This window comes from Arthrobacter echini (assembly GCF_008107445.1).
GTDB lineage: Bacteria > Actinomycetota > Actinomycetes > Actinomycetales > Micrococcaceae > Arthrobacter_D > Arthrobacter_D echini_A.
Map to the genome: position 1 here is coordinate 203,478 of NZ_VSLD01000001.1, position 22,930 is coordinate 226,407.

A 22,930-nucleotide genomic window follows, 5' to 3' on the forward strand; every position below is an offset into this window, starting at 1 on the left:
TGAGACGCGGAAGGCCCCGGAGCTCGTGCTCCGGGGCCTTTCCTTCTGTAGCGGTGCCGGGACTCGATCCCGGGACCTCACGATTATGAGTCGTGCGCTCTAACCAGCTGAGCTACACCGCCGTAAATGAGGGCGCCCGCACCGATCCGAGGATCGTCACGGGCCTCTCATTCATGAGCCCCCCACCGGAATCGATCCGGTGACCTCGTTCTTACCAAGAACGCGCTCTACCACTGAGCTAGGGGGGCAACAGCACATTACGTTACCAGTTCTCCGCCGGTGGAGCGAAATCGCAGACCGCCCCGAGGGAGGGGCCTGCGGGCCGCGTGGAGACTGCATCTTCCACAGCTCCCACGCGGCCCGCCCGGCGTCGTTCCTGCTACTGCTCGGACTGCGCGTTGGAGCGTCCCGCTCCGGCGCCGGCGCCCTTGCCCTGACGTGGCTTGCGCGTGGCGTCGCCCGAGAACCGGGTGTCGCCGTCGCGCTTCGGGTAGTCCTTCTTGAAGGGCTTCTTGAACTCGCCCGCACCGCGCCCGGCGGCGGGCTTGCGGCCCTTGTCGAGCTCGAGGTGGATCAGTTCGCCGCCGATGCGCGTCCGGGACAGGGCGCGCAGCTGGTCCTTGGACAGATCGGCCGGGAGCTCCACGAGGCTGTGGTCGGCGCGGATGTCGATCCCGCCGATCTGCGCCGAGGAGAGCCCGCCCTCGTTGGCGATGGCGCCCACGATGGACCCCGGCATCACACGCTGGCGACGACCCACCGCGATGCGGTAGGTGGCGTTGCCCTCGGTGAGCGTGCGCGTGGGGCCCCTCGACCCGAAGCCGTCCTTGCGTCCCTCGGCCCGCTCGCGCTGACCGGCCGGAGCCACAGGGATGTCCTGGACGAGGATCGGCTGGCCGCCCTGCGCCATGACCGCGAGCGCCGCCGCGATCTCGTTGGCCGGCACATTGTGCTCCTGCTCGTAGCTCGCGATGAGATCGCGGAACAGCGAGACGTCCTCACCGGACAGGGTCTGGGTGATCCTGTCGGCGAACTTACCGAGGCGCAGCTCGTTGATCTTCGCTGTGGACGGCAACTGCATCTGCTCGACGGGCTGACGCGTGGCCTTCTCGATGGAGCGGAGCAGGTACTTCTCCCGCGGCGTGATGAACAGGATGGCGTCTCCCGAACGGCCGGCGCGGCCCGTGCGGCCGATGCGGTGCACGTAGGACTCCGTGTCGTGCGGGATGTCGTAGTTCACGACGAGCGAGATGCGGTCCACGTCGAGCCCACGGGCTGCGACGTCCGTGGCCACGAGGATGTCGATCTTGCCGTCGCGGAGGGCCTCGACGGTACGCTCGCGCTGCTGCTGGGGAATGTCTCCGTTGATGGCTGCGGCCGAGAAGCCCCGTGAACGCAACTTGTCCGCCAGGTCTTCGGTCGCCATCTTGGTACGGACGAAGGCGATGATGCCGTCGTAGTCCTCCACCTCGAGGATCCTCGTCAGCGCGTCCAGCTTGTGCGGGCCCATGACCTGCAGGTAGCGCTGGCGCGTGTTGGTGCCCGTCGTCGTCTTGCCCTTGACCGAGATCTCGGCCGGATCGTTCAGGTACTTCTTGGCGATGCGGCGGATGGCCGGGGGCATCGTCGCGGAGAACAGGGCCACCTGCTTCTCGTCCGGGGTGGAGGAGAGAATCTGCTCCACGTCCTCGGCGAAGCCCATGCGCAGCATCTCATCCGCTTCGTCGAGCACCACGTACTCGAGATTGGACAGGTCGAGCGAGCCCTTGGAGATGTGGTCGATCACGCGTCCCGGAGTGCCGACGACAACCTGAGCACCGCGGCGGAGTCCGTTGAGCTGGGGGCCGTAGGGCGAACCGCCGTAGACGGGAAGGACGGTGAATCCGTCCATGTGCTTGGCGTAGGACGTGAAGGCCTCCGCCACCTGGAGCGCGAGCTCGCGGGTCGGTGCGAGCACCAGGACCTGCGTGTTCTTGCTGGGCCCACCGTTGATGTCGGCGAGTTCGGCCATCTTCGACAGCGCGGGGATGGCGAAGGCCGCCGTCTTGCCGGTTCCGGTCTGCGCGAGGCCGACGACGTCGCGGCCATCGAGCAGTGCGGGGATCGTCGCCGCCTGGATGGGCGAGGGCTTCTCGTAACCGACGTCGGACAGCGCCGCGAGCACGCGGCCGTCGAGCTTGAGATCGGTGAAGAGGATGTCGACGCCGTCATCGACGGGTAGCGCCGTGGAATTCGCCGGTGATGCGGAATCCACTGGTGCCGCTTCGGCTGCTGGTGTGGTGTCGGTGATCTGCTCGGTCAGGTTTTCAGGCACGGGAATGAGTCCTCCAGGTAGGTGCCGGCCGGCACTACGGGAGGAAGCCCGAGACGCCGGATGAACATGGAAGTCCGGCACTGTTTCAATCCCGCGCCGGGACTCCTCGTCCCACATCGATGCGAGTCTGTGCGACTCGCGATGTGTGACTTTTCTTTAGCCGGCGCTCCCTGATGAATCTGCTCGCGAGTCTGCGCTCCGAGCCCCAACACAACGAATCCTGACCAAATGGTCGGACATGACGGGAATACCGGTGTGGGGGATGACCCTAGTCTACGGCACGTCCGTCCGCCGGGTCCGCACACGGGCGTCCTCCGGGGGTGACGTTGCGCACGTGTCAGGCGCTGTGCCTGTGCAGGTCAAGCGGGAGACGGCATCCTCAGGGCGCGCTGCGCGGACCGACGGACCTGCGGAGTGAGCGTGACGAGATCGTCCGCCGACGCAGCGAGGAGTGCCTCGGCCTGCTCCCGGTCCAGCCCGGCGTAGACCTGCGCTGCCGTGACGCCGTGGGCGGGGACATCCTCCACACGGATGGTGTCCCCCGCCATGATGCTGCCCGTGGACACCACGGAGAGATAGGCTCCCACCCGGTTCGCCTCGGAGAAGCGCCTGACCCAGGCTCTCTCGCCGAGGAACCGGGCGAAGTTGCTGCAGGGTGTGCGTGGCATGGTCACCTGGAGGACAACCTGCTCACCGATGCTCCAGCGCTCGCCGATGACCGCCCCGGAGGCATCGATCCCGGCGACCCGCAGGTTCTCGCCGAACAGCCCGGGGCTCACGTCCCGTCCGAGCTGCTGCGTCCAGAAGTCGGCATCGTCCTGCCCGTAGGCGTAAACGGCCTTCAGGAGCCCGCCATGGTGCTTCCTGCTGGCCTGGACATCGCCGCTGAGGCCCAGCGGATGCACTGTGACAGGTCCCTCGACCGCGCGCTTGTCGATGGCGGTCACGCCGGTGGCGTCCTTCGTGCGATGCAGTTCGTGGACGCGGCAGACGGCCAGCAGAGTGCCGGTGGTCATCGCGCCGACCCGGATACGGCCACGTGCGCTCCAGCTGCCACCGGTCCGCCGTCCACCCCTGCGTCCGGAGCACCTCCGGGCCGCAGCGCACGGGATAGGAGCACCCAGAACACGGTGATGGCGAGCGCGCAGAGAACACCGGCGCTGGAGGCGACGAGCCATCCGGTGGTGGCCTGCGAGTTCAGGTCCTCCGCACCGAGGAGCAGGCCGATCGTCTTCGGTGAATAGACGAAGACGAGGAGGGTGATGACGAACAGGGCCGCCGCTGCGCTCCGGTAGGCCCGCAGTGCCACCGGCAGTCCGGCGGCCTGACCCGCGAGCACCGCCAGGACGACGGCGATCCAGACCCAGTGATGGGACCAGGAGATCGGGGAGATCAGCAGCATGAGCAGCGCCGTCATCGCGATCGGTGTGAAACGGTCACCACGACGACGGCCGGACCGGATGACGTAGGCGGCACTTGTCACCAGCAGCAGCGAGATCAGCAGCCACGGGACGGTGGCGGGGAAGTCGGGACCCATGACGTGCAGGATCGCACCCCGGACGGAGAGATTGTCCACGTAGCCCTCACCTCCGATCCGCCCGGTGTCCCGGAGCATCTGCAGCCAGTAGATGCGGGACTCGGACGGCAGGAGGAGGAAGCCGGCGGCGATGGTGCCGAAGAAGCCACCGGCCATGGTGAAGAGCTGTTTCCATTCGCCGCGCACCAGGAAGTACAGGCCGAAGACCAGCGGCGTCAGTTTGATGCCCGCGGCGATCCCCGTCAGCAGACCGGTGGGCACCCGGCGGTGCGGGTTCGAGAGCAGATCCGCGGCGATCATGGCGAAGAGCAGGATGTTGATCTGGGAGAACGCCATCGTCTCGCGCCAGGGGCCGAGCAGGCAGATCAGCCCTGTGCCGGCGATGGTGAGCGGCAGCGCCACCGGATGCGCGAGTACCGCGGCGCTGGTGCGGAAGCCTCCGAGGTACCGCGTGATGAGCAGGGCGGTCACGGCCGCCACGACCACCGACAGGCCCACGAACAGGGCGGCGCCGGTCTCCGCGCTCACGAGCGTCAGGGCGGTGAAGACCAGCGCGGCGAACGGTGGGTAGGTGAACAGGAGCGAGCCCTCCCCCTCGCCGAAGGAGCGCGTGTAGAGCGAGCCGTCGCCGTCGACCACGGACTGTCCGCCCATCCGGTAGACCCTGAAGTCGAGGCCGATCACATCGGCCCAGGCGTAGGCCCATGAGATCAGCGCCACCGCCACGGCCAGCGCACCGACGATGCCCAGCGCCCGAACGGCCATCGGGGTACCGCGCTGGCTCATGCTTTCCTTCCGAGGAACCGGTGTCTGTCGCTGTTCCCTCGAAACCCGGGGCCACAGCTCATCCAGTGTAGGCATCCGCTTCCGGGTGGGGCGTCGCGGGCGGATATGGTGGAAATCACCCCACGTCCCCCAGGAAAGGTCGAACCACCGATGTCCTCCCCCAGCGGCAGCACCACGACAGCCATCACGAACGCCCATGTGGTCCCGATCGACGGAGAGGCCTTCGACGGTACTGTCCTCGTCGAGGACGGCCGCATCTCGGCCCTCGGGGCCTCGGTCACCGTGCCCGACGGCGCCACCGTCATCGACGCCGCAGGCAAATGGCTGCTGCCCGGGTTCGTCGACGCCCACGTGCACCTCGGAACGCACGAGGAGGGCGAGGGCTCCGCCGGCGACGACACCAACGAGATGACCGACCCCAACATGGCGGGCGTCCGGGCCATCGACGCCGTGAACCCGTACGATCCGGGGTTCGACGACGCCCTGGCCGGTGGCGTGACCACGGTGAATGTCAATCCCGGCTCGGGCAACCCCATCGGCGGACAGGCCGTGGCCATCCACACGCACGGACGCTATCTCGAGGAGATGGTGCTGCGCTCCCCCAGCGGTCTGAAGTCGGCACTCGGCGAGAACCCCAAGCGCGTCTACGGCGAGAAGGGCAAGACGCCCTCCACCCGGCTCGGCACGGCGCTGGTCATCCGCGAGGCGTTCATGAAGGCCCAGAACTACATGGGCAAGGCCGACGAGAATGCGCGCGACCCCCATCTCGAGGCCCTTGCCATGGTGCTGCGTCGCGAGATCCCCTGGCGCCAGCACGCCCACCGCGCCGACGACATCGCCACCGCGATCCGGCTCGCCGACGAGTTCGGCTACGACCTGGTGCTCGACCACGGCACCGAGGCCCATCTGCTGGCCGACGTCCTGGCGGAGCGCGGCACCCCGGTGCTGATCGGTCCGCTGTTCACCACGAAGTCGAAGGTGGAGCTGCGCGGACGATCGATCGCCAATCCAGGCAAGCTGGCCAGGGCCGGCGTCGAGATCTCCATCATCACCGACCACCCGGTGATCCCCATCAACTTCCTCGTGCACCAGGCCACCCTGGCGGTCAAGGAGGGGCTCGACCGCGAGACGGCCCTGCGGTCCATCACCATCAACCCGGCCAGGGTGCTGGGGCTGGCCGATCGCCTCGGCTCCCTCGCGGTCGGGAAGGACGCGGATCTGGTGCTGTGGAGCGGGGACCCACTCGACGTCATGCAGCGTGCCCTGCAGGTGTGGATCGGCGGCACGGAGGTCTACTCCTACGACACCGGGAGCGGCAACAGCACTGTCGCTCCGCGGGGCTAGTCTCCCCTTGGCGCGGGTCCTGCCGCCGCGACCCTTCACGCTGCGTGCGGCGGTGGTCCTGTGGCTCGCGATCGCGGTGCTCCTGCTCGTCGCCGCCGGGACCTTCATGGGCTCGGCGGCGGTGCAGGATCTCGATCGGGCGGGATCCATCGGACTCGGGGCACTCTTCGGCGCGCTCGCCGTCCTGCAGTTGCTCCTCCTGCTCCCGCTGCGACGGGGCAGGAGGAGCGCCCGCGAGGTGCTGAGCACCATCGGCATCCTCATGGGCGCGCCGATCCTCGTCCGCGGGACGCCCGGCCTGTCCCTGATAGCCGGGGCCATGCTCGCCGCGGTGCTGCTCATGTGGCTGCCCCAGAGCAGCGACTATTTCCAGCTGACCCAACCGAAGGCGAAGAAGCGCTTCAGGTTCCCCGGCTTCCGGTAGGGCCAGACGTGACTCTGATGCGCCGTCCACCACGTGGCCGGACGCACGAAAGGCCCCACCGAACGGAGGGGCCTTCCACGAAGAAAATCAGGCAGAACTAGCGCAGGGCGCCGATGGCCTGCTCGAGATCGCCGATCAGATCCTCGAGATCCTCGATGCCGACCGACAGGCGGACCAGGTTCTCGGGTACGGCCAGCTCCGTGCCCCGCACCGAGGCGTGCGTCATGTCCGAGGGGTAGTTCATCAGCGACTCGATGCCACCCAGGGACTCGGCGAGGGTGAACACGTGCGTCGACTCGGCCACCTTCTTCGCGGCCTCGGCCCCGCCCGTGAAGGTCACGGAGATCATGCCGCCGAAGTCCTTCATCTGCGCCGCGGCGAGATCGTGGCCGGGATGCTCGGGCAGACCCGGGTAGTAGACACGCTCCACCTCGGCCTGCTCCTGCAGCCAACGGGCGATCGCCGTGGCGTTCGAGGAGTGTCGGTCCATGCGGACGCCGAGCGTCTTCAGTCCGCGCGTGGTGAGCCAAGCCTCCATCGGCGCGGAGACGGCGCCGACGGCGAACTGCACGAAGCCGACCTTCTCGGCCAGCTCGTCGTCGTTCACCACCACGGCGCCGCCACTGGCGTCGGAGTGGCCGCCGATGTACTTCGTGGTCGAGTGCACGACGACGTCGGCACCGAAGGTGAGCGGCTGCTGCAGGTACGGCGAGGCGAAGGTGTTGTCGACCACGAGCAGGGCGCCGGCGTCGTGCGCCAGCTGGGCGGTCGCGGCGATGTCGGTGATCTTCATCATCGGGTTCGACGGCGTCTCGACCCACACCATCTTCGTGTTGTTGGCCGAGATCGCGGCCTGCACCGCGGCGGCGTCGGCCATGTCGACGGCGGAGTTGGTGATGCCCCACTGCGACAGGACCCGGTCGATCAGCCGGTAGGTACCGCCGTAGGCGTCGTTGCCGAGGACGATGTGGTCACCCGGCCGGAGCGCACCGCGGATCAGCGCGTCCTCCGCGGCCAGGCCCGAGGAGAAGCTGAACGCGTGCTTCCCGCCCTCGAGGGCTGCGATCTGCGTCTGCAGGGAATCGCGCGTCGGATTCGTCCCGCGCCCGTACTCGTAGCCGTTGCGGAGCTTGCCGATGCCGTCCTGCGCGAACGTCGTCGTCTGGTACAGCGGCGGAATCACCGCTCCCGTGGTGGGATCGGGTGTCTGGCCTGCATGGATGGCCCGGGTGTTGAAACCCTGGGCGTCAGAGTGCGTCACGATGCTCCTGGTGTTCTGGTGGACTGTCAGCTGCTCATATACGTCAGCACGTCCTGGCGCGTCAGAATTCCCACCGGCGAGCCTAGGGACGTGACCATCAGCGTGTCGCTGTGCTGCAGCCGCTCCCGTGCGGCCTCGAGGGACTCCCGCGATCCGATGAGCGGAAGCTTCGCGTCCAGGTGCTCGGAGACCGTGTCCGTGAGTTCGGCCCGGCCGTGGAGGAGCTTCTCGGTGAGGGACCGCTGGTCCACGGAGCCCAGCACCTCGCCCATCTTCACCGGGGGTTCCTGGGACAGCACGGGGACCATGGAGACGCCGTACTCGGCCATGAGCGCGATGACGTCGCGGAGCGTCTGCGCCGGGTGGGCGTGGACGAGGGCCGGCATGGAACCGTCCTTCGCGTCCAGGACCGCGCCGACGCCGGTGTCCGCGCCGCCGTCCATGAAGCCGTAGGACTTCATCCAGTCGTCGTTGAAGATCTTGCCGAGGTAACCCCGGCCGCCGTCGGGCAGCAGGACCACCACGACGTCGTCCGCCGTGAGCTCCTTCGCCACGCGCAGGGCGGCGACGACGGCCATGCCGCACGAGCCGCCGACCAGGAGCCCCTCCTCACGGGCGAGTCGCCGCGTCATCTCGAAGCTCTCCGCGTCGGTGACGGCCTCGATCTCGTCCGGGACCTCGGGATCGTAGGAGCCTGGCCACATGTCCTCGCCCACACCCTCGACGAAGTAGGGCCGCCCCGTGCCACCGGAGTACACGGACCCGTCCGGATCGGCGCCGATGATCCGCACCGGGCCTCCGGCGCGATCCGCGGAGACCTCCTTCAGGTACCGCCCCGTCCCTGTGATGGTGCCGCCCGTTCCGACGCCGGTGACGAAGTGCGTCACCGTGCCCTCGGTGTCGGCCCAGATCTCGGGACCGGTGCTCTCGTAGTGGCTCAGCGGGCCGAACTGGTTGGAGAACTGGTCGGGCTTGTAGGCACCGGGGATCTCACGGACCAGGCGGTCCGAGACGCCGTAGTACGACTCCGGGCTCTCCGGCGCCACCGCCGTCGGCGTGACGACCACTTCAGCGCCGTACGCCTTCAGGACGTTCCGCTTGTCCTCGCCCACCTTGTCGGGCACCACGAAGATGCACCGGTAGCCACGCTGCTGCGCGACGAGCGCGAGGCCCACCCCGGTGTTGCCGGACGTCGGTTCCACGATGGTGCCGCCCGGCTTGATCCGGCCCTCGGCCTCCGCCGCATCGAGCATCCGGACCGCGATGCGATCCTTCACCGACCCGCCCGGATTCAGGTACTCGACCTTGGCGAGGACGGTGGCGGCGATGCCGTCCGTCACGGAGTTGAGCCTGACCAGCGGGGTGTTGCCGATCAGATCGACAATCGATTTGGCATACTTCATGAACACAACGCTACCGGCTGCCGACCCCGGCGCCGTGCGCCCCCGTAACACACGCCGTGCGCCCCCCGGGGGGCTTGCGCCTAGGGTTGGAGCACCAGCCACCGTCCGACGAGGGGATCCAGCCATGACCGAGAACTACCGCATCGCCGTCATCGCCGGGGACGGGATCGGCAAGGAGGTCATGCCCGAGGGCCTGCGCGCCCTGCGGGCCGCGGCCACGCGGTACGGCTTCGGGATCGACGCCGTCGAGTTCGACTACGCGAGCGCCGAGTACTACACGGCCCACGGCCAGATGCTGCCCGACGACTGGTTCGAGGAACTACGCACCTTCGACGCGATCTTTTTCGGCGCCGTCGGCTGGCCCGACGTCGTGCCCGACCACGTCTCGCTGTGGGGCAGCCTGCTGCAGTTCCGCCGCCACTTCGACCAGTACGTGAATCTGCGCCCCGTGCGCCTGCTGCCGGGGATCACCAGCCCGCTCGCGGGCCGGGAGCCCGGGGACGTGGACTTCTGGGTGGTGCGCGAGAACACCGAGGGCGAGTACTCGAGCGTGGGCGGCAGGATGTTCGAGGGCACGGAGCGCGAGACCGTCATCCAGGACACCGTCATGACGCGCACCGGCGTGGACCGGATTCTCCGCTACGCGTTCGAGCTCGCGCAGACCCGCGAGAAGAAGCACCTGACCTCGGCGACGAAGAGCAACGGCATCTCCATCACCATGCCCTACTGGGACGAGCGCGTGGCGGCGATGTCCACGAAGTACGACGACGTCCGGGTGGACAAGTTCCACATCGACATCCTCTGCGCGAACTTCGTGCTCCACCCCGACTGGTTCGACGTCGTGGTGGCCAGCAATCTCTTCGGCGACATCCTGTCCGATCTCGGGCCCGCCTGCACCGGCACGATCGGCGTGGCACCCAGCGGCAACATCAACCCCGACCGTACGTTCCCCAGCCTCTTCGAACCCGTGCACGGCTCGGCGCCGGACATCGCGGGCAAGGGCATCGCCAATCCGGTGGGGCAGATCTGGAGTGCCTCCATGATGCTGGACCATCTCGGGGAGACCGACGCCGCTGCGGGCATCCTGGCGGGCATCGAATCGGTGCTCGCCACCGGTGGTGATGCACTCACCCGCGATCTGGGCGGTACGGGCACGACGGCGTCCCTGGGTGAGGCCATCACCGCCGCCATCGCGGGCTGATCCCCCGCCCCGCGAGCGCACCGGGGTACCACCGTGGCACCATGGTTCCATGTCCATCGCCCCCGCTCTCGTGCCCTTCGGCGCGGAGACGGCGGAGTGGATCCCGGGCGGCCCGTACAGCCTGACCCGCAGCGTGGGCACCCTGCAGTGCGGGGCCCACGACCCCGCGTTCATCGTCCAGGGGCCGGATCACTGGCTGGCCTTCCGCACGGATCAGGGACCGGTGAGCCTGCTGCTGCGACAGCGGGGTTCCCTGAACGACTGCGTCATCCAGGGATCCGCGTGGGGCCCCGGGGCAGCCCGGGCACTCGAGGCGCTCCCCCGGCTGCTCGGCGGCGACGACGACTGGAGCAACTTCGACAGCCCTGCGTTCCGCGCCACCCTGCCGGAGCTCGCCCGGAAGGGAAGGTACCTGGATCCCGGGCTCCGTCTCCCCTCGTCGGGTCGCATGCTCGACACGGTGGCCCGCGCGGTCCTCGAACAGAAAGTCACGGGGATCGAGGCCAAGCGCGCCTGGCGCTACTTGCTGACCCGCTACGGGGACACCGCCCCCGCCGCCGGCGTCGCGGCCCCTGCAGGTCTCCGGCTCCCGCCGACCGCCGAGCAGTGGCGACGCGTGCCGTCGTGGGACTGGCACCGGGCAGGCGTCGACGCCAAGCGCTCCGCCACGATCCTCAAGGCAGCCCTCGTGGCGAGCGGCCTGGAGCGGCTCGCCTCCCGGCAGGGTGAGGCGGTCAGGGCGGGTCTGCGCTCGGTTCCGGGGATCGGCGTCTGGACCGTCGCCGAGGTGGTCCAGCGGACGCACGGCTGCCCGGACTCCATCTCCGTGGGCGACTACCATCTCGCGGCCTACGTCGGCGCTGCGCTGACCGGGAGCCGGACGGACGACGCCGGGATGGTGGAGCTGCTGCGGCCGTGGGCGGGGCAGCGCCAGCGCGTGGTGCGGGCCCTCTATGCGAGCGGATTCCGGAAACAGGCCTTCGGCCCCCGGCTGACGCCCGAGGACCACCGCGGGCGCTAGGCACGGAGCGCGGCTCGCGTGCGGAACGGGCACCGGGCGGCCGCTAGGGTTGGGGTATGAGCGAACCCGTAGACGTCACAGCAATCTTCACCCCGCAGGAGGGTGAGTTCACCCGCGTGAAGCTGGCCCTCGATCTGGCCATCGAGCAGGTGGTCCAGGAACCGGGATGCCTCCGGTACGAGATCACCGAGGCACAGGAGGACCGGATTGTGCTCCAGGAGCGGTGGGAGTCCACGGAAGCCCTCGATCTCCACATGCGCGGCCCGGCCCTGCAGGATCTCGGCGAGTCGCTGAGCGCACTGCTCGCCGCACAGCCCCACGTGGTGCGCTCCGACCAGCAGGCCTGAGTCCCACGCACCCGACACGAACGGCCCCGCACTCCACGAGTGCGGGGCCGTTGTGGTAGCGCGAACTACTGCGCGTCAGCGGCGGGAGAGTCCTCCTGGGACTGCTGCGCGATCTGCTCGTGCACGGCCTTCATGTCCAGGCCCTTCACGGCCTCGACCAGCTCGCCGAACTGTGTGGCGTTGAGGGCACCCGGCTGGGAGAAGACGAGGACCTTGTCCCGGAACGCCATGAGCGTGGGGATCGAGGTGATGCCGGCCGCTGCGGCGAGCGACTGCTCCGCCTCGGTGTCCACCTTCGCGAAGGTGATGTCGTCGTGCTGCTGCGACACGGCGTCGTACACCGGTGCGAACTGCTTGCACGGGCCGCACCACTCGGCCCAGAAGTCAACGAACACGATGTCGTTGCCCTCGATGGTTTCGGGGAAGCTTGCCTCGGTGATATTGATTGTCGACATCCCCTAACGCTAACGAGCGCACCCCGTACCTGTCAGGTCTGTTCGCTACCGATGAAGAAATAGCGGACCGATCACCTACTGATCCCCCACGAGTTCCGGAGACACGAGTGAACACCGACCCCTTCGACCTGGCGCGCTTCGTCGACGCGCAGGACGCCCAGAACACCTACGAGCAGGCTCTCACCGAGCTGCGCGGCGGACGCAAGACGGGGCACTGGATGTGGTTCGTCTTCCCGCAGGTCCAGGGCCTCGGGAGCAGTCCGACGTCGGCCCGCTATGCCATCGCGTCCCTCGACGAGGCGCAGGCATATCTTTCGCACCCCGTCCTGGGGCCGCGCCTGCTGGAATGCGTGCACGCCCTCCTCAATCTTGAGGGCAACGACCCGGAGGAAGTACTCGGCGGGACCGATGCCCGGAAGCTGCAGTCCTCCATGACCCTGTTCAACCTCGCTGCCCCGCAGGAGCCGTGGTTCAAGGCCCTGCTGGGCCGGTACTACGGGGGCGTGGAGGACCAGGCGACGACGTCGTTCCTCGCGGACTGACGGCGTCGCCCGTCATCACCCGTGCGCCGTCGCGTGCTTCAGCGATCCGCGGCCATTGAGCACGACGGCGCCGGCGACGACCACCATGGCGGCCGCCACCGCGTAGGTGACCCGCGGGTCGTAGAGCTCGGCGAGCTTCGTCGCGGCGAAGGGGGCGAGGGCGCCGCCGAGCCAGCGGACGAAGTTGTAACCGGCCGAGGCGACGGGCCGCGGCGCGTCCGAGACCCCCATGGCAAGTTCCGTGTAGAGCGTGTTGTTGATGCCGAGCAGCGCGCCGGAGATGATCACCAGCACGACGACGGCGGTCACCGAGCGCTCCGCCGCGAGAGCCAGGCCGACGAGGACCAGCGCGAGGGCGCCGAGGGTCAGCAGCAGCACGCGGGTGGTGCCGAGCAGTCGCTGCAGGACCGGCGCCACGAGAACAGAGAAGACGGCGACCATGAGGCCCCAGCCGAAGAAGACGGCGCCGATGCCGTAGGCGTCCATGCCGAGCACGAAGGGCGTGAACGCGAGGATGGTGAAGAAGCCGTAGTTGTAGAACAGGGCGCTGGAGGCGGTGGTGCGCAGTCCCCTGTGCCCGAGGGCCAGGAGCGGATCCTTCAGCGACGTCCGGTGTGCCGGCGTCGGCGTGGGCGGCAGCATGACGGTCAGGGCGATGAGCGCCGCGGCCATGAGGACGGCTGTGCCGAAGAACGGCGCACGCCACTGCCAGCCGCCCAGGAGCGCCCCGAGCAGCGGGCCCAGGGAGATCCCCAACCCGAGGGCCGCCTCGTAGAGGATGATCGCGGTGGCCGTGCCGCCGCTCGCGACGCCGACGATCACCGCGAGCGCGGTGGCCACGAAGAGGGCATTGCCCAGCCCCCAGCCCGCGCGGAAGCCGACGAGGGTCGCCACGTCGCCCGACAGCCCTGACAGCGAGGCGAAGACGACGATGAGCCCGAGGCCGAGCAGCAGCGTCTTCTTCCCACCGATCCGGGAGGAGATGAACCCGGTGACCAGCATCGCGATGGCCGTGACGAGGAAGTAGCTCGTGAAGAGCAGGGACACCTGGCTCGGTGTGGCGTCGAGATTCTCGGCGATGGCGGGGAGGATCGGGTCCACGAGTCCGATACCCATGAAGGCGAAGACGGCGGCGAGGGCAGTGGCCCAGACAGCCCTGGGCTGACGGAAGAAGGACTGCTTCTCCTCACTCAGAACCGAGGTGGACGAGGTCTCCGGCACGGAAGCACGCGTGGTCACTCAGGAACTCCTAGCTGTTGTTGGTCAGTTGTGCGACCACGGGCAGGGCTGCGGCAAGGGTCGCCCTGTCCCGGCTGTCGAGGCGTCCGAGCAGCTCGGCGATCCGTGCGTTCCGGCGCCGGTTGACCTCCTCCCAGGTGGTGCGGCCGGTCCGGGTGAGCTGCACCAGTACCGCCCGGGAGTCCGTGGGGTCCGGCTGCCGGGAGACCAGTCCCGCCTGCTCGAGCTTGATGATCTGCTCGGTGGCCGAGGGCACCCGGATACCGAGATTGGCCGCGACGCGGCTGACCCTCAGGGGTGCGTCAGCGGCCATGCTCAGCGTGCTCATCTGCATGGTCGACAGTTCGCCGTCACTGTCCATGGAGCGGCTCAGGTAGACGGCGTGGCGCAGGGTGCTGCGGAAGGACTGCGCAAGATTCAGCAGCTCCGCGTCCTCGGTCTCGGTCTCGGTGTCCATAGTTAGGCAGCCTAACATTCATGGTTCGAGCCACCAAGACGAGAGCGGGAGGCTACCGTGGAACGGGCCGACGACAGGAGATCCATGGACGAGACAGCACCGGGTTCCTTGGGCGTGGAGGACCCGATCGCGTTCCTCACCGGCGTGTGGTGGACGGAACGCCGTCTCCTCGACCGCGCATCGGGCATCAGCGGTACGTTCAGCGGCCTCACCACGTTCACCCCTGACTCCGACGGCCTGGCCTGGGTCGAGGAGGGAACGGCGTGCTGGCCGCACTTCCAGGCGCCGGCGTCGCGCACCTACCGGGTCAGTGCGGTGGGGGCCACCATGATCGTCCGATTCCCCGATCAGCGGGTGCTCTGTCGGCTCGATCTCCGCTCGGGCCAAGCGCAGGACGTGCACGGGTGCCCTCTGGACACGTACCGCGTGGCTTTCCACATCCGCGCCGCGGACGCCATCGAGTACTCCTGGGACGTCACGGGACCGGCGAAGGACCACTTCCTGTCCACCAGGCTCACGCGGCTCCGCTGAGGTCAGGCGACGTGCGACCGATGACGACGGGAGGATCGCATCCGCGACCGTTCCTTGAGCGCGGGCAGTTCGAACAGGAGATTGACGGACGCATGCTTCCGCGTCGCATACACCCGAGCCAGGCCGAGCGGGACGCCGACGCCTACGCCGAGCAGCAGAGGCAGGACGAACCAGGCCCCCGCGAATCTGCCGGCGTCCACGAGGGCCAGCATGATCATGATGGGGCCCAGATGCACCACGTAGAAGACGATCGAGTAGCGGCCCACGAACTCGAGCGCAGCGCTCACGCGTCCGCCGGGCAGGCGCGGGAACAGCCAGCAGACCACACCGAGTGCTCCCACCACGCCCCACGCGAACTCGCCGTGGTAGAGCACGTCACGCCCGGTCAGGTTCAGCACACCCACGGTCACGGCAGAGGCCCCTGCCATCACCAGCACCCACGGGCGCTCGATGATCCGGGTGACCTGCCGAGCGTGCCGGGCGCACCAGGCCCCGAAGAAGAAGAACGCCGCGAGGAAGGCCATGATCTCCGGGCGGCCGCCGTCCGGCAGCACGAGCGAGACCAGCAGTGCGGCACCGGAGATCAGCAGGGGCGGCACGCGGCGCAGCGGGTAGGCCACCGCGTAGAAGATCAGGATGAACCAGAGGTACCAGAGGTACGTGGGCGAAAGGTAGACGATTTGCGCGAGTCCGGCCAGGCTGACGTCGCCTCCGGCAAGGAGCAGGATCAAGGACCACAGGAGGTACGGCCACGCCACCATGGACACCTTGCCCGCGACGTACTCCCGGCCCGGCTTGGCGACCGAGCGCGGCAGCAGGATGCCCGAGAGGAACATCAGCACGGGCATGCGGAACGGTTCGAGGAACAGATTCACCTGGTCGACGCCTGGGACGGGGCCGACAACGAGGCGCAGGGCCTCGCCCGCGTGCAGCACGATCACCAGCAGGATGGCAACGCCTCGCAGGCTGTCCAGCCACCCTATGCGTGCCTCCGGCGTCGTGCTGATCCTGGGCTCCTCCGACATCGCCTCCCACTGTAGGTAAGCGCACTGACCATTCGTGGAGGAGGCTTCGCCGGATGGCTCCAGCGCCCGGCGAGGCGTTGTCGGAGCCCCTCGACGACGCTAGTAGCTGTACTCCCAGGCGCTGTCGGTCCAGTAGTCCTCGTAGACGAGCGTCCCGGAAGGATTCTCGACGTCGAGGAGGACGATCCCCTGAGCCTTCTCGCCCGGTCCGATATCTGTGGGTAGAAGCACCGAGTCATCCAGGCAGAACAGGGTCGCGACACTGTCCGCACCCGCATTCGAGGTGACACCGTCCGGCCCGATCGCCTGGAACGTGTACGAGGACATGCTGAACTGCTGGATCAGGTCCGAGTTGAGCATGTTCGGGCTCGTCTCCACCGAAACGTCGAGAGCGACGAAGTGACCGTTCTCCGGTGCGTCCGCAAAGCTTTCGGTGCATTGCACGTCGACGGCGATGTCGTTCACCGTGAAGGAGACCAGGTACTCCCCGTCGGCACCCTTGATTCCGGCCAATTCACCGACCTGTTTGATGAGATTGCCGCGCGGGGACAGCTGTGTGTTGGCCGGCGGTTCTGCCGCAGGTGGTGGCGCTGCCGGCATTGTGGTGGGCGCCGGAGCCGGAGTTGTCGGCGCGGACGACTGCAGATTCGGCGCTGGAGCGGGCGCCGGTGCTGAGGTCGCTGACGGAGGTGCAGCTGCTGTTGAGGCCGTTGGTGCGGGAGAAGCGGATGCCGACGCGCCTTCAGCGGTCGACTGCATCGGCGCCTCTGCGGTCCCACCTCCTGAGCAGGCGGTCAGGGTCAGAGCGAGGCCTAGTAGCGGTGCACGATAGAACTTCATGATTCCCCCAGATATGTGATGCGGTGCCCTGATCGTACGTCGGCCCGTCGGATCGGAAGGTGTGGCGTAGCGCGATGCCTGGCGGAGTAAGGCTACGACTTCTCCTGGGTCAACGGGCCTGCTGACGGAACGTATGGCTTCAGCGTCGGAAGGGTCTCCCACGGATCGGGAGGGGTGACCTCGGAGGAGGAGTCCCGCATCCCCCGGGACGAAATCGTGGACGAGGTGCGGGCTTTCGTCGGGCACGTGTACGAGCCGGGCGGGATCGGTGAAGCTTGGCCGTACCATATTCCGGCTCGCGACCGCCGCATCCCGCGCGTCAACTGATGATGGTGCCCTTCTCGAACCGGTCCCCGTTCGACTGCACCTCGTTGATGTCCGCAGTGCCGGATTCGCCCTGCTCCCGGGACAACGGTATCGATTCCTTCACGCGCACCATCATCCCGGCGCACTGGGCCGCCATACAGGAGATCGATGGCTCTCCGGCAAAAAGGAAAGACCCACCAGGACCTCCGAAGAGATCCTGATGGGTCCATGTTCCCCGCCAAGACTGGCGAGTGGCAGATACTGGATTCGAACCAGTGAAGGCGATGCCAGCTGATTTACAGTCAGCCCCCTTTGGCCACTCGGGTAATCTGCCGTACGTCCTCGCTAGGAGGACCGCCCGTAGCAAGCTCGGGCAAGACAACTTTACAGATAAAGGACCCGGGTGACGAATCGGTGCCGGTGCCCGATCCGCCGCTAGAGTCCGGCGGCCACGCGGCGCTCCACTTGGGCGTAGAAACCGCTCGCCTGCTCCGGGGTGACGAGCCGCAGCAGCACCGCCCGGTCGAGATCGGCCTCCACCCCGGCAAGCCGGTCATTCGACGTCCTGCCGACTGTGACCAGGAAGGTTGTCGCCGTCCCCACGGTCGGAGCCGCCTTGACCCACTCGAGACGATCGTTCGATTCCTCGTCCACGTGTTCGGTACTCTCCGCCGTCACGCGTGACGTCGAGGCCAGAGCCGGGGCTGTTCCGATGCCGATCAGTGAGGTCGCCGAGGCCGCGGCGAGGAAGGATCCCGCCAGAGCCGTGCGGAGCCGGACCTGGTAGCGGCGGCGCGGTGATGTGGTCATGGTGTTGTCTCCTCTGCTGCGGCGGTCACCCCACCGTTCCACCGCCGGTTGTACGCGGACCGGGTGTGGGCTGTCACCCACCTGTGAGCAGCGGCAGGACGCCGCGCGGGGGTTGCCGATAGTCTTGGGGGAAAGAATCCCCACCACCCCAGGAGGCATCGTGGCAAGCGAATCCACGTTCGACGTCGTCAGCAAAGTGGACAAGCAGGAAGTCGCCAATGCGCTGAACCAGGCCCAGAAGGAGATCGTCCAGCGCTACGACTTCAAGGGGGTGGGCGCGGAGGTGGACTTCAGCGGCGAGATGATCCTCATGAAGGCCAACTCGGAGGAGCGCGTGATGGCCGTGCTCGATGTGCTGCAGTCCAAGATGATCAAACGCGGCATCTCCCTCAAGTCCCTCGATACGGGTGAGCCCTACGCGTCCGGCAAGGAGTTCCGGCTGGAGACCACCATCAAGGAGGGCATCGCGCAGGACATCGCGAAGAAGATCAACAAGCTCATCCGCGACGAGGGACCCAACGGCGTGAAGTCCCAGATCCAGGGGGACGAGCTGCGCGTCAGCTCGAAGTCGCGCGACGATCTGCAGGCCACCATGGCCCTGCTCAAGAACTTCGACGAGGCAGATCTGCAGTTCGTGAACATGCGCTGACGCTGAACATCATGACTGATCAGGCCTGAGTCAGGTCCCTCCTTGAGGGCCCCTCCGAAGAGGTACGCATGTCGACCAGCATCAGCCCGTCCTCACTTCCGCCGTCTGCCGTGGCATTCGGCCTGGTGTCCGGGATCGCCGTTGGCGCTACCATCGGGGCAGCCAGCATCGTGTTGGGGATCTCGGAACCACCGGAGCTCGCCCTCGAGGGCCGTTCGTTGGGATTGGCGATGGTTGCGAGCTTCTTCGGCGGGTGGGTGGGTGCAGCCGGTGGTCTGGTCCTCGGCCTCGTCATCTGGCGGCTCGACGCAGTGCTCGTCCGCTGCCTGCCGTACTGGAAACGGTCACTCATCGAAGCGTCGATCATCACAGCAGTGACAGGCATCAGTGCCTCGGTGGTCTACACCGGCCTCTCCCCAGGGCTCGTGGTCCGAATAGGCCTGGTCGGCGCCCTGTGCGGCGCTGCCGCTGCGGCACTCTACTTCACGGTCAGACTCAGGCAAGTGAAGCGAACGACGGCACTTTAGGATCTCGCAGCGATAGTCGGGGTTCCTGGTGAGGGGCACGACTCCGAACTCCGGAGTCGTACCCCTCATATCCGGGCGCCGAGGTCCTGCCCTCCCCGAGGCGAAAGAGCCGAGAGTCGTGCCGCCGTCGGAACCGACGTCGCCCAGGAGCAGGTCCCGTCCCGCGGTCGGCGAAAGTCAGACCGCTCCCATTCCGGTACGCCGGCCGTGATCGTTACCGGCCCTCAGCCCCGCACCGGCGACCGTGCACCTTTCGCTCTACCCTCCGGTTGTCTGGCGCGGGGCACTGGACCGGTGGGTCTCGGTGGTACTTCCTGCCTCACGAGGCGGGCCGTAGCCCGCTGAGGTGCCGTCCGTGATTTCTACTTCGTCCTCCCATGGAACGCGATAGCGTCCGGCAGCGAGGTCTGTCATGTAGGTGTAGGGGTTGTCCTTGGCGCCACCGCGTACAGCAACGTACCCGCGATGACCCAACTGGTAGATGTTGTTCTCCACCCCCCATGTCCGGCGGGCTTGGTCTGCACGTGCGGGGATGACCTCACCGGTGACGATACGATCCGGTGAGTTGTCGCCGTGCTCCAGGACCGCGCCGTCGACGTCGCAGATCATGGCTTCGCCGATGGACCAGATACCAGTTGCGTCCGCTCCGGTCAGGGCGACCGAGGCGGTGTAGGCAAGATTTGTGAAGGCATTGACCTGATTCGTGATCTGCCAGGCGTGGCGTATGGGGTCGGTGTAGCCTGCCGTGCGCAGAATGACGTTGGCTCCCTTGTAGGCAGCTTCCCGGGCCATTTCCGGCAGCATCCCATCGTGACAGATGAGCAGGGCCAGTTTGGATCCCGCAGGCCCGTCACAGACCGGGATGCCGATATCGCCTGGTTCCCAGGGCTCGAGGGGCACCATCGGGTGCATCTTCCGGTAGTACAGGACCACCTCGCCTGTGTCATCGACGATGATGCCACTGTTGTATGGAGCACCATTGCGATTGCGCTCCATGACCGAAAAGCATCCCCAGACGGCGCTGTCAGCGCACGCGCCACGCAATATCTCCACCTCGGGACCATCGATGTCGCAGAGCATCTCATCGCGTGCCCAGACCTTCGGGTTCAGCCCATTGAGGCTGTACTCCGGGAAGACCAGTAAGTCGAGCGTAGGCAGGCCGGCCTTGGCTGCTCTCACCATGCCGGCAATTTTCTCGGCGGTGGCTTTGACATCGGGTGGCTCATTGACAACCGGTACTTGCTGCTGCACCAGCCCAAGCACCAATGCGCCTTCCGACGGGTTCAGTCCTCCTAGCCCCGTCACGAGCTGCACCTGATTACCCACGAGTGAAACGCCATCATGATGTCTCCTTGAACCAAATCGAAACCGTGTAGTCACTGCCGGCGACAGGATAGCCATCACGCTACCCATCCCTCACCGAGAAGCGCCGGAAGTTCCTGCCGCTCGACGATGGGGTGCTCCCCGTGCTCGAGGGCAATACGCTTCCCGGTCGCGAAATCTGCGCTGATCCACGCTCCGGAACGACGACGGCGGCCCTACCAAATCAGGTAGGGCCGCCGTCGTCATGAGGTGATCAGCGCAGAGGCCGGCCGGCCATGCCTTCGAGCCGCGCGATGCGCTCGTTCATGGGCGGGTGCGTGGCGAACAGCTTGCTCAGCCCGCCGCCCTTGAACGGATTGGCGATCATGAGGTGGGAGGTGTTGACGAGCTTCTGATCCTGCGGCAGCGGAGCGCGCTGGGTACCGCTCTCGAGCTTGCGGAGCGCGGAAGCGAGCGCCAGCGGATCGTCGGTGAGGGCGGCGCCGTCCTCGTCGGCGTCGAACTCCCGCGTGCGGCCGATCGCGGTCTGGATGAGCCCCGCGGCCAACGGCGCGAGGATCGCCAGGAGCAGCGCGGCGAGGGGGTTGCCGCCCTGGTTCCTGTTGCCGCCCATCATGCCGGTGAACGCGAAGATCTGCGCCACGGACGTGATGACGCCGGCCACGGCCGCCGCGACGGATCCGGTGAGGATGTCGCGGTTGTACACGTGCATGAGCTCGTGCCCCAGGACGCCGCGCAGCTCACGCTCGTCGAGCAGCTGCAGGATCCCCTGGGTGCAGCACACTGCGGAGTTCTCCGGGTTGCGTCCCGTGGCGAACGCATTGGGCGCGTTCGTCGGGGAGACGTACAGCCGCGGCATGGGCTTGCCCGCCCTCGTGCTGAGCTCCCGGACGATCCTGTACATCGCCGGCGCCTGCTGCTCCGACACCTCCACCGCGCGCATGCTGCGGATGGCGATCTTGTCGCTGTTCCAGTAGCTGTAGGCGATGGAGCCGACGCCGAGGAGGGCGAACAGCCAGATGAACATCGAGCTGCCGGTGGCTCCGGCGATGACCGCGCCGAAGACGAGGAAGATGCCCATGAGGGCACCGAACAACAACGCCGTCTTGGCACCGTTGAAATGGTTGTGCACTACTCACTCCTTGCGAGGTGGAGGCCCCGGCCGAACCGCCACGGAGGACGGAGGATCGGACGAGGCTTGTCCGTTCATGGTACGGGTCGGAGCTTCACGCTCGCTGAGAGGCGTCCTGCCGGCCGGCGACGCTGCGATCAGGGCTCGGGTTGACGCGAGTCGTACCGCGAGAAGCCCGGCTGCCAGCGCACCAGTGCGAGCACCAGCACGATGCACGCGAGGCCCCCCACGACGGCGGTCCAGCCCTCGCCGAGCCACGCGGCCTGACCACCGGCCACCATGTCGCCGAGACGGGGACCGCCGGCGACGACGACGATGAAGACCCCCTGCAGCCGTCCGCGCATCGCATCCGGCGTTGCGGACTGCAGGATGGTGTTGCGGAAGACGCTGCTGATCGAGTCGGCGATGCCGGCGAGGATCAGGCATGCGGCGGCCGGGAGCACCCACGGCGACAGGTCCCCCTCGACGGCGGGCAGCGACGACGACCCCGCCATCACGACGACGGCGCCGAAACCGGCCACGGAGGCACCCCAGCCGACGATGGACCAGATCACCGCCTGCCCCTGCCGGTGGATGTGGCCGAGCGGGCCCGAGAACAGCCCGGCCAGCACCGATCCGAAGGCGCCGGAGGCCAGCAGGATGCCGACCGTGAGTTCGCCGCCGCCGATGAGCACGGCGCCGACGGCCGGCAGGAGCGCGCGCGGCTGCGCCGTGATCATGGCGATCAGATCGAGGATGAACGTCATGCGGATGTTCGGGCGCGTCCCGAGGAAACGGAAACCCTCGAGCACGGTGGCCAGCCCGGCACGCCTGGTGGGACCCTCCGGCGGCAGCGGCGGAAGGCGGTAGACCGCCCACAGCGCGAAGGTGAAGGTGACGACGTCGACCGTGTACGTCCAGGCGTAGCCCACCTGGGCCACGAGGACCCCGGCGAGCAGCGGCCCGATGGTGAAGGCCAGGCCGAACGTGATCATGCTGAGCGCGTTGGCGGCCGGCAGCAGCGCCGGGCGGACCAACCGCGGGATGATGGAGCTCCGCGTGGGCTGATTGATGCCCGCGGCTCCCGACTGGACGGCGATCAGCGCATAGAGCAACCCGACGCTGTCGACGCCGAGCCACGCCTGCAGGGCTATGGCGGTGGTGGTGCCCCAGAGCGCGACGCCGGACCACAGGGCCACCTTCCGCCGGTCGAGGGCATCGGCGATCGCGCCGCCGTAGAGCCCCGCCACCACGAGCGGGACGAGCGCGAACAGACTGAGCAGGCCCACGCTGAGGGTGGACTGCGTGAGCGCGTAGATCTGCAGGCTCACCGCGACGATGGTGAGCTGGGTGCCGATCGCCGAGAGCGCCGTGCCGAGGTAGAGCCTGCGGAATGCCGGACTCTCCTTCAGCGGGGTGATGTCGGCGAGGAGTCTGGGCACGCGGCAAGTCTAGCCGCGCTTTGATTCGCATCAGC

24 protein-coding genes and 3 tRNA genes are annotated in these 22,930 nt (G+C 67.7%); 9 read left to right on the forward strand and 18 right to left on the reverse strand.

Features of this window, described 5'->3' with window-relative positions; translation table 11 throughout:
- Positions 1–48: 48 nt before the first annotated feature.
- The 5 genes from FQ377_RS00970 to FQ377_RS00990 form a co-directional block, all read right to left on the reverse strand.
- A tRNA-Met gene (locus FQ377_RS00970) sits at positions 49–122 on the reverse strand.
- A 54-nt stretch (positions 123–176) separates the two neighbouring features.
- Positions 177–248 (reverse strand) — tRNA-Thr (locus tag FQ377_RS00975).
- 131 nt (positions 249–379) lie between these two features.
- Positions 380–2,314 carry a DEAD/DEAH box helicase gene (locus tag FQ377_RS00980; protein WP_262364198.1) on the reverse strand — a complete coding sequence of 645 codons (1,935 nt, stop codon included), beginning with the start codon at positions 2,312–2,314 and terminating at the stop codon, positions 380–382.
- Between the two features lie 359 nt (positions 2,315–2,673).
- Positions 2,674–3,330: an MOSC domain-containing protein gene (locus tag FQ377_RS00985; protein ID WP_148599381.1), complete on the reverse strand. Its 657-nt coding sequence runs from the start codon at positions 3,328–3,330 to the stop codon at positions 2,674–2,676.
- Positions 3,327–4,637, reverse strand: a complete 1,311-nt coding sequence (locus tag FQ377_RS00990; RefSeq protein WP_187393207.1) for a glycosyltransferase 87 family protein — start codon at positions 4,635–4,637, stop codon at positions 3,327–3,329. Before FQ377_RS00990 ends, FQ377_RS00985 begins: the two co-directional genes overlap by 4 nt.
- 150 nt (positions 4,638–4,787) lie before the next feature.
- Here FQ377_RS00990 and FQ377_RS00995 point away from each other — a divergent pair, with 150 nt between their 5' ends.
- Both FQ377_RS00995 and FQ377_RS01000 read left to right on the forward strand, forming a co-directional pair.
- Positions 4,788–5,981 (forward strand): amidohydrolase, encoded by a 1,194-nt coding sequence (locus FQ377_RS00995; protein ID WP_148599383.1) that lies wholly within the window; start codon positions 4,788–4,790, stop codon positions 5,979–5,981.
- Between the two features lie 7 nt (positions 5,982–5,988).
- Positions 5,989–6,405, forward strand: coding sequence for a hypothetical protein (locus FQ377_RS01000; protein WP_148599384.1), 417 nt, complete (start codon positions 5,989–5,991; stop codon positions 6,403–6,405).
- Positions 6,406–6,502: 97 nt separating this feature from the next.
- On the opposite strand, the gene FQ377_RS01005 is transcribed toward FQ377_RS01000, so the two are convergent.
- Positions 6,503–7,666, reverse strand: coding sequence for a cystathionine gamma-synthase (locus FQ377_RS01005; protein WP_148599385.1), 1,164 nt, complete (start codon positions 7,664–7,666; stop codon positions 6,503–6,505).
- 26 nt (positions 7,667–7,692) lie between these two features.
- Entirely contained in the window at positions 7,693–9,069 is a 1,377-nt protein-coding gene (locus FQ377_RS01010) for a cystathionine beta-synthase (protein ID WP_148599386.1), read from the reverse strand.
- A gap of 124 nt (positions 9,070–9,193) precedes the next feature.
- Between FQ377_RS01010 and FQ377_RS01015 the strand changes: the two genes are divergently transcribed.
- Genes FQ377_RS01015 through FQ377_RS01025 form a run of 3 tightly spaced genes read left to right on the forward strand, consistent with a single transcriptional unit; the run spans position 9,194 to position 11,638 of the window.
- Complete coding sequence (locus FQ377_RS01015; protein ID WP_148599387.1) at positions 9,194–10,270, forward strand: tartrate dehydrogenase; 1,077 nt, start codon at positions 9,194–9,196, stop codon at positions 10,268–10,270.
- A 49-nt stretch (positions 10,271–10,319) separates the two neighbouring features.
- On the forward strand, positions 10,320–11,291 hold the full coding sequence (locus FQ377_RS01020; RefSeq protein WP_148599388.1) for a DNA-3-methyladenine glycosylase family protein: 972 nt from the start codon (positions 10,320–10,322) through the stop codon (positions 11,289–11,291).
- A gap of 56 nt (positions 11,292–11,347) precedes the next feature.
- A complete protein-coding gene (locus FQ377_RS01025) occupies positions 11,348–11,638 on the forward strand; it encodes a putative quinol monooxygenase (protein ID WP_148599389.1) in 291 nt (96 codons plus the stop codon).
- Positions 11,639–11,703: 65 nt separating this feature from the next.
- Here FQ377_RS01025 and trxA read toward each other — a convergent pair whose 3' ends face one another.
- The gene (gene trxA / locus FQ377_RS01030; protein ID WP_148599390.1) at positions 11,704–12,093 is read right to left on the reverse strand and encodes a thioredoxin; all 390 of its coding nucleotides are present in this window, start codon (positions 12,091–12,093) and stop codon (positions 11,704–11,706) included.
- Positions 12,094–12,200: 107 nt separating this feature from the next.
- On the opposite strand from trxA, the gene FQ377_RS01035 reads away from it, so the two are divergent.
- The gene (locus tag FQ377_RS01035) at positions 12,201–12,635 is read left to right on the forward strand and encodes a DUF1810 domain-containing protein (protein WP_148599391.1); all 435 of its coding nucleotides are present in this window, start codon (positions 12,201–12,203) and stop codon (positions 12,633–12,635) included.
- Between the two features lie 15 nt (positions 12,636–12,650).
- Here the strand turns inward: FQ377_RS01035 and FQ377_RS01040 are convergent, their stop codons facing one another.
- Together FQ377_RS01040 and FQ377_RS01045 are read right to left on the reverse strand one after the other, a co-directional pair.
- Entirely contained in the window at positions 12,651–13,874 is a 1,224-nt protein-coding gene (locus tag FQ377_RS01040) for an MFS transporter (RefSeq protein WP_148599392.1), read from the reverse strand.
- A gap of 10 nt (positions 13,875–13,884) precedes the next feature.
- Positions 13,885–14,331, reverse strand: a complete 447-nt coding sequence (locus FQ377_RS01045) for a MarR family winged helix-turn-helix transcriptional regulator (RefSeq protein WP_262364199.1) — start codon at positions 14,329–14,331, stop codon at positions 13,885–13,887.
- An 84-nt stretch (positions 14,332–14,415) separates the two neighbouring features.
- On the opposite strand from FQ377_RS01045, the gene FQ377_RS01050 reads away from it, so the two are divergent.
- Positions 14,416–14,862, forward strand: a complete 447-nt coding sequence (locus tag FQ377_RS01050) for a DUF6314 family protein (protein WP_148599394.1) — start codon at positions 14,416–14,418, stop codon at positions 14,860–14,862.
- A 2-nt stretch (positions 14,863–14,864) separates the two neighbouring features.
- On the opposite strand, the gene FQ377_RS01055 is transcribed toward FQ377_RS01050, so the two are convergent.
- From FQ377_RS01055 to FQ377_RS01075, 5 genes are all read right to left on the reverse strand, one after another.
- Complete coding sequence (locus tag FQ377_RS01055) at positions 14,865–15,887, reverse strand: acyltransferase family protein (RefSeq protein ID WP_148599395.1); 1,023 nt, start codon at positions 15,885–15,887, stop codon at positions 14,865–14,867.
- A 99-nt stretch (positions 15,888–15,986) separates the two neighbouring features.
- Positions 15,987–16,400: a hypothetical protein gene (locus tag FQ377_RS01060; protein ID WP_148599396.1), complete on the reverse strand. Its 414-nt coding sequence runs from the start codon at positions 16,398–16,400 to the stop codon at positions 15,987–15,989.
- Positions 16,401–17,046: 646 nt separating this feature from the next.
- The gene (locus FQ377_RS14770) at positions 17,047–17,190 is read right to left on the reverse strand and encodes a hypothetical protein (protein WP_187393208.1); all 144 of its coding nucleotides are present in this window, start codon (positions 17,188–17,190) and stop codon (positions 17,047–17,049) included.
- Positions 17,191–17,285: 95 nt separating this feature from the next.
- Positions 17,286–17,367 (reverse strand) — tRNA-Tyr (locus FQ377_RS01070).
- Between the two features lie 101 nt (positions 17,368–17,468).
- Complete coding sequence (locus FQ377_RS01075) at positions 17,469–17,843, reverse strand: hypothetical protein (RefSeq protein ID WP_148599398.1); 375 nt, start codon at positions 17,841–17,843, stop codon at positions 17,469–17,471.
- A gap of 160 nt (positions 17,844–18,003) precedes the next feature.
- Here FQ377_RS01075 and FQ377_RS01080 point away from each other — a divergent pair, with 160 nt between their 5' ends.
- Together FQ377_RS01080 and FQ377_RS01085 are read left to right on the forward strand one after the other, a co-directional pair.
- Positions 18,004–18,492, forward strand: a complete 489-nt coding sequence (locus FQ377_RS01080; protein WP_148599399.1) for a YajQ family cyclic di-GMP-binding protein — start codon at positions 18,004–18,006, stop codon at positions 18,490–18,492.
- Between the two features lie 68 nt (positions 18,493–18,560).
- Complete coding sequence (locus FQ377_RS01085) at positions 18,561–19,019, forward strand: hypothetical protein (RefSeq protein ID WP_148599400.1); 459 nt, start codon at positions 18,561–18,563, stop codon at positions 19,017–19,019.
- Positions 19,020–19,277: 258 nt separating this feature from the next.
- On the opposite strand, the gene FQ377_RS01090 is transcribed toward FQ377_RS01085, so the two are convergent.
- From FQ377_RS01090 to FQ377_RS01100, 3 genes are all read right to left on the reverse strand, one after another.
- Positions 19,278–20,420 (reverse strand): formamidase, encoded by a 1,143-nt coding sequence (locus FQ377_RS01090; protein ID WP_222861817.1) that lies wholly within the window; start codon positions 20,418–20,420, stop codon positions 19,278–19,280.
- A 175-nt stretch (positions 20,421–20,595) separates the two neighbouring features.
- Positions 20,596–21,474 (reverse strand): zinc metalloprotease HtpX, encoded by an 879-nt coding sequence (htpX, locus tag FQ377_RS01095; protein ID WP_148599401.1) that lies wholly within the window; start codon positions 21,472–21,474, stop codon positions 20,596–20,598.
- Positions 21,475–21,611: 137 nt separating this feature from the next.
- Complete coding sequence (locus FQ377_RS01100; RefSeq protein WP_148599402.1) at positions 21,612–22,895, reverse strand: MFS transporter; 1,284 nt, start codon at positions 22,893–22,895, stop codon at positions 21,612–21,614.
- Positions 22,896–22,930: the final 35 nt, after the last annotated feature.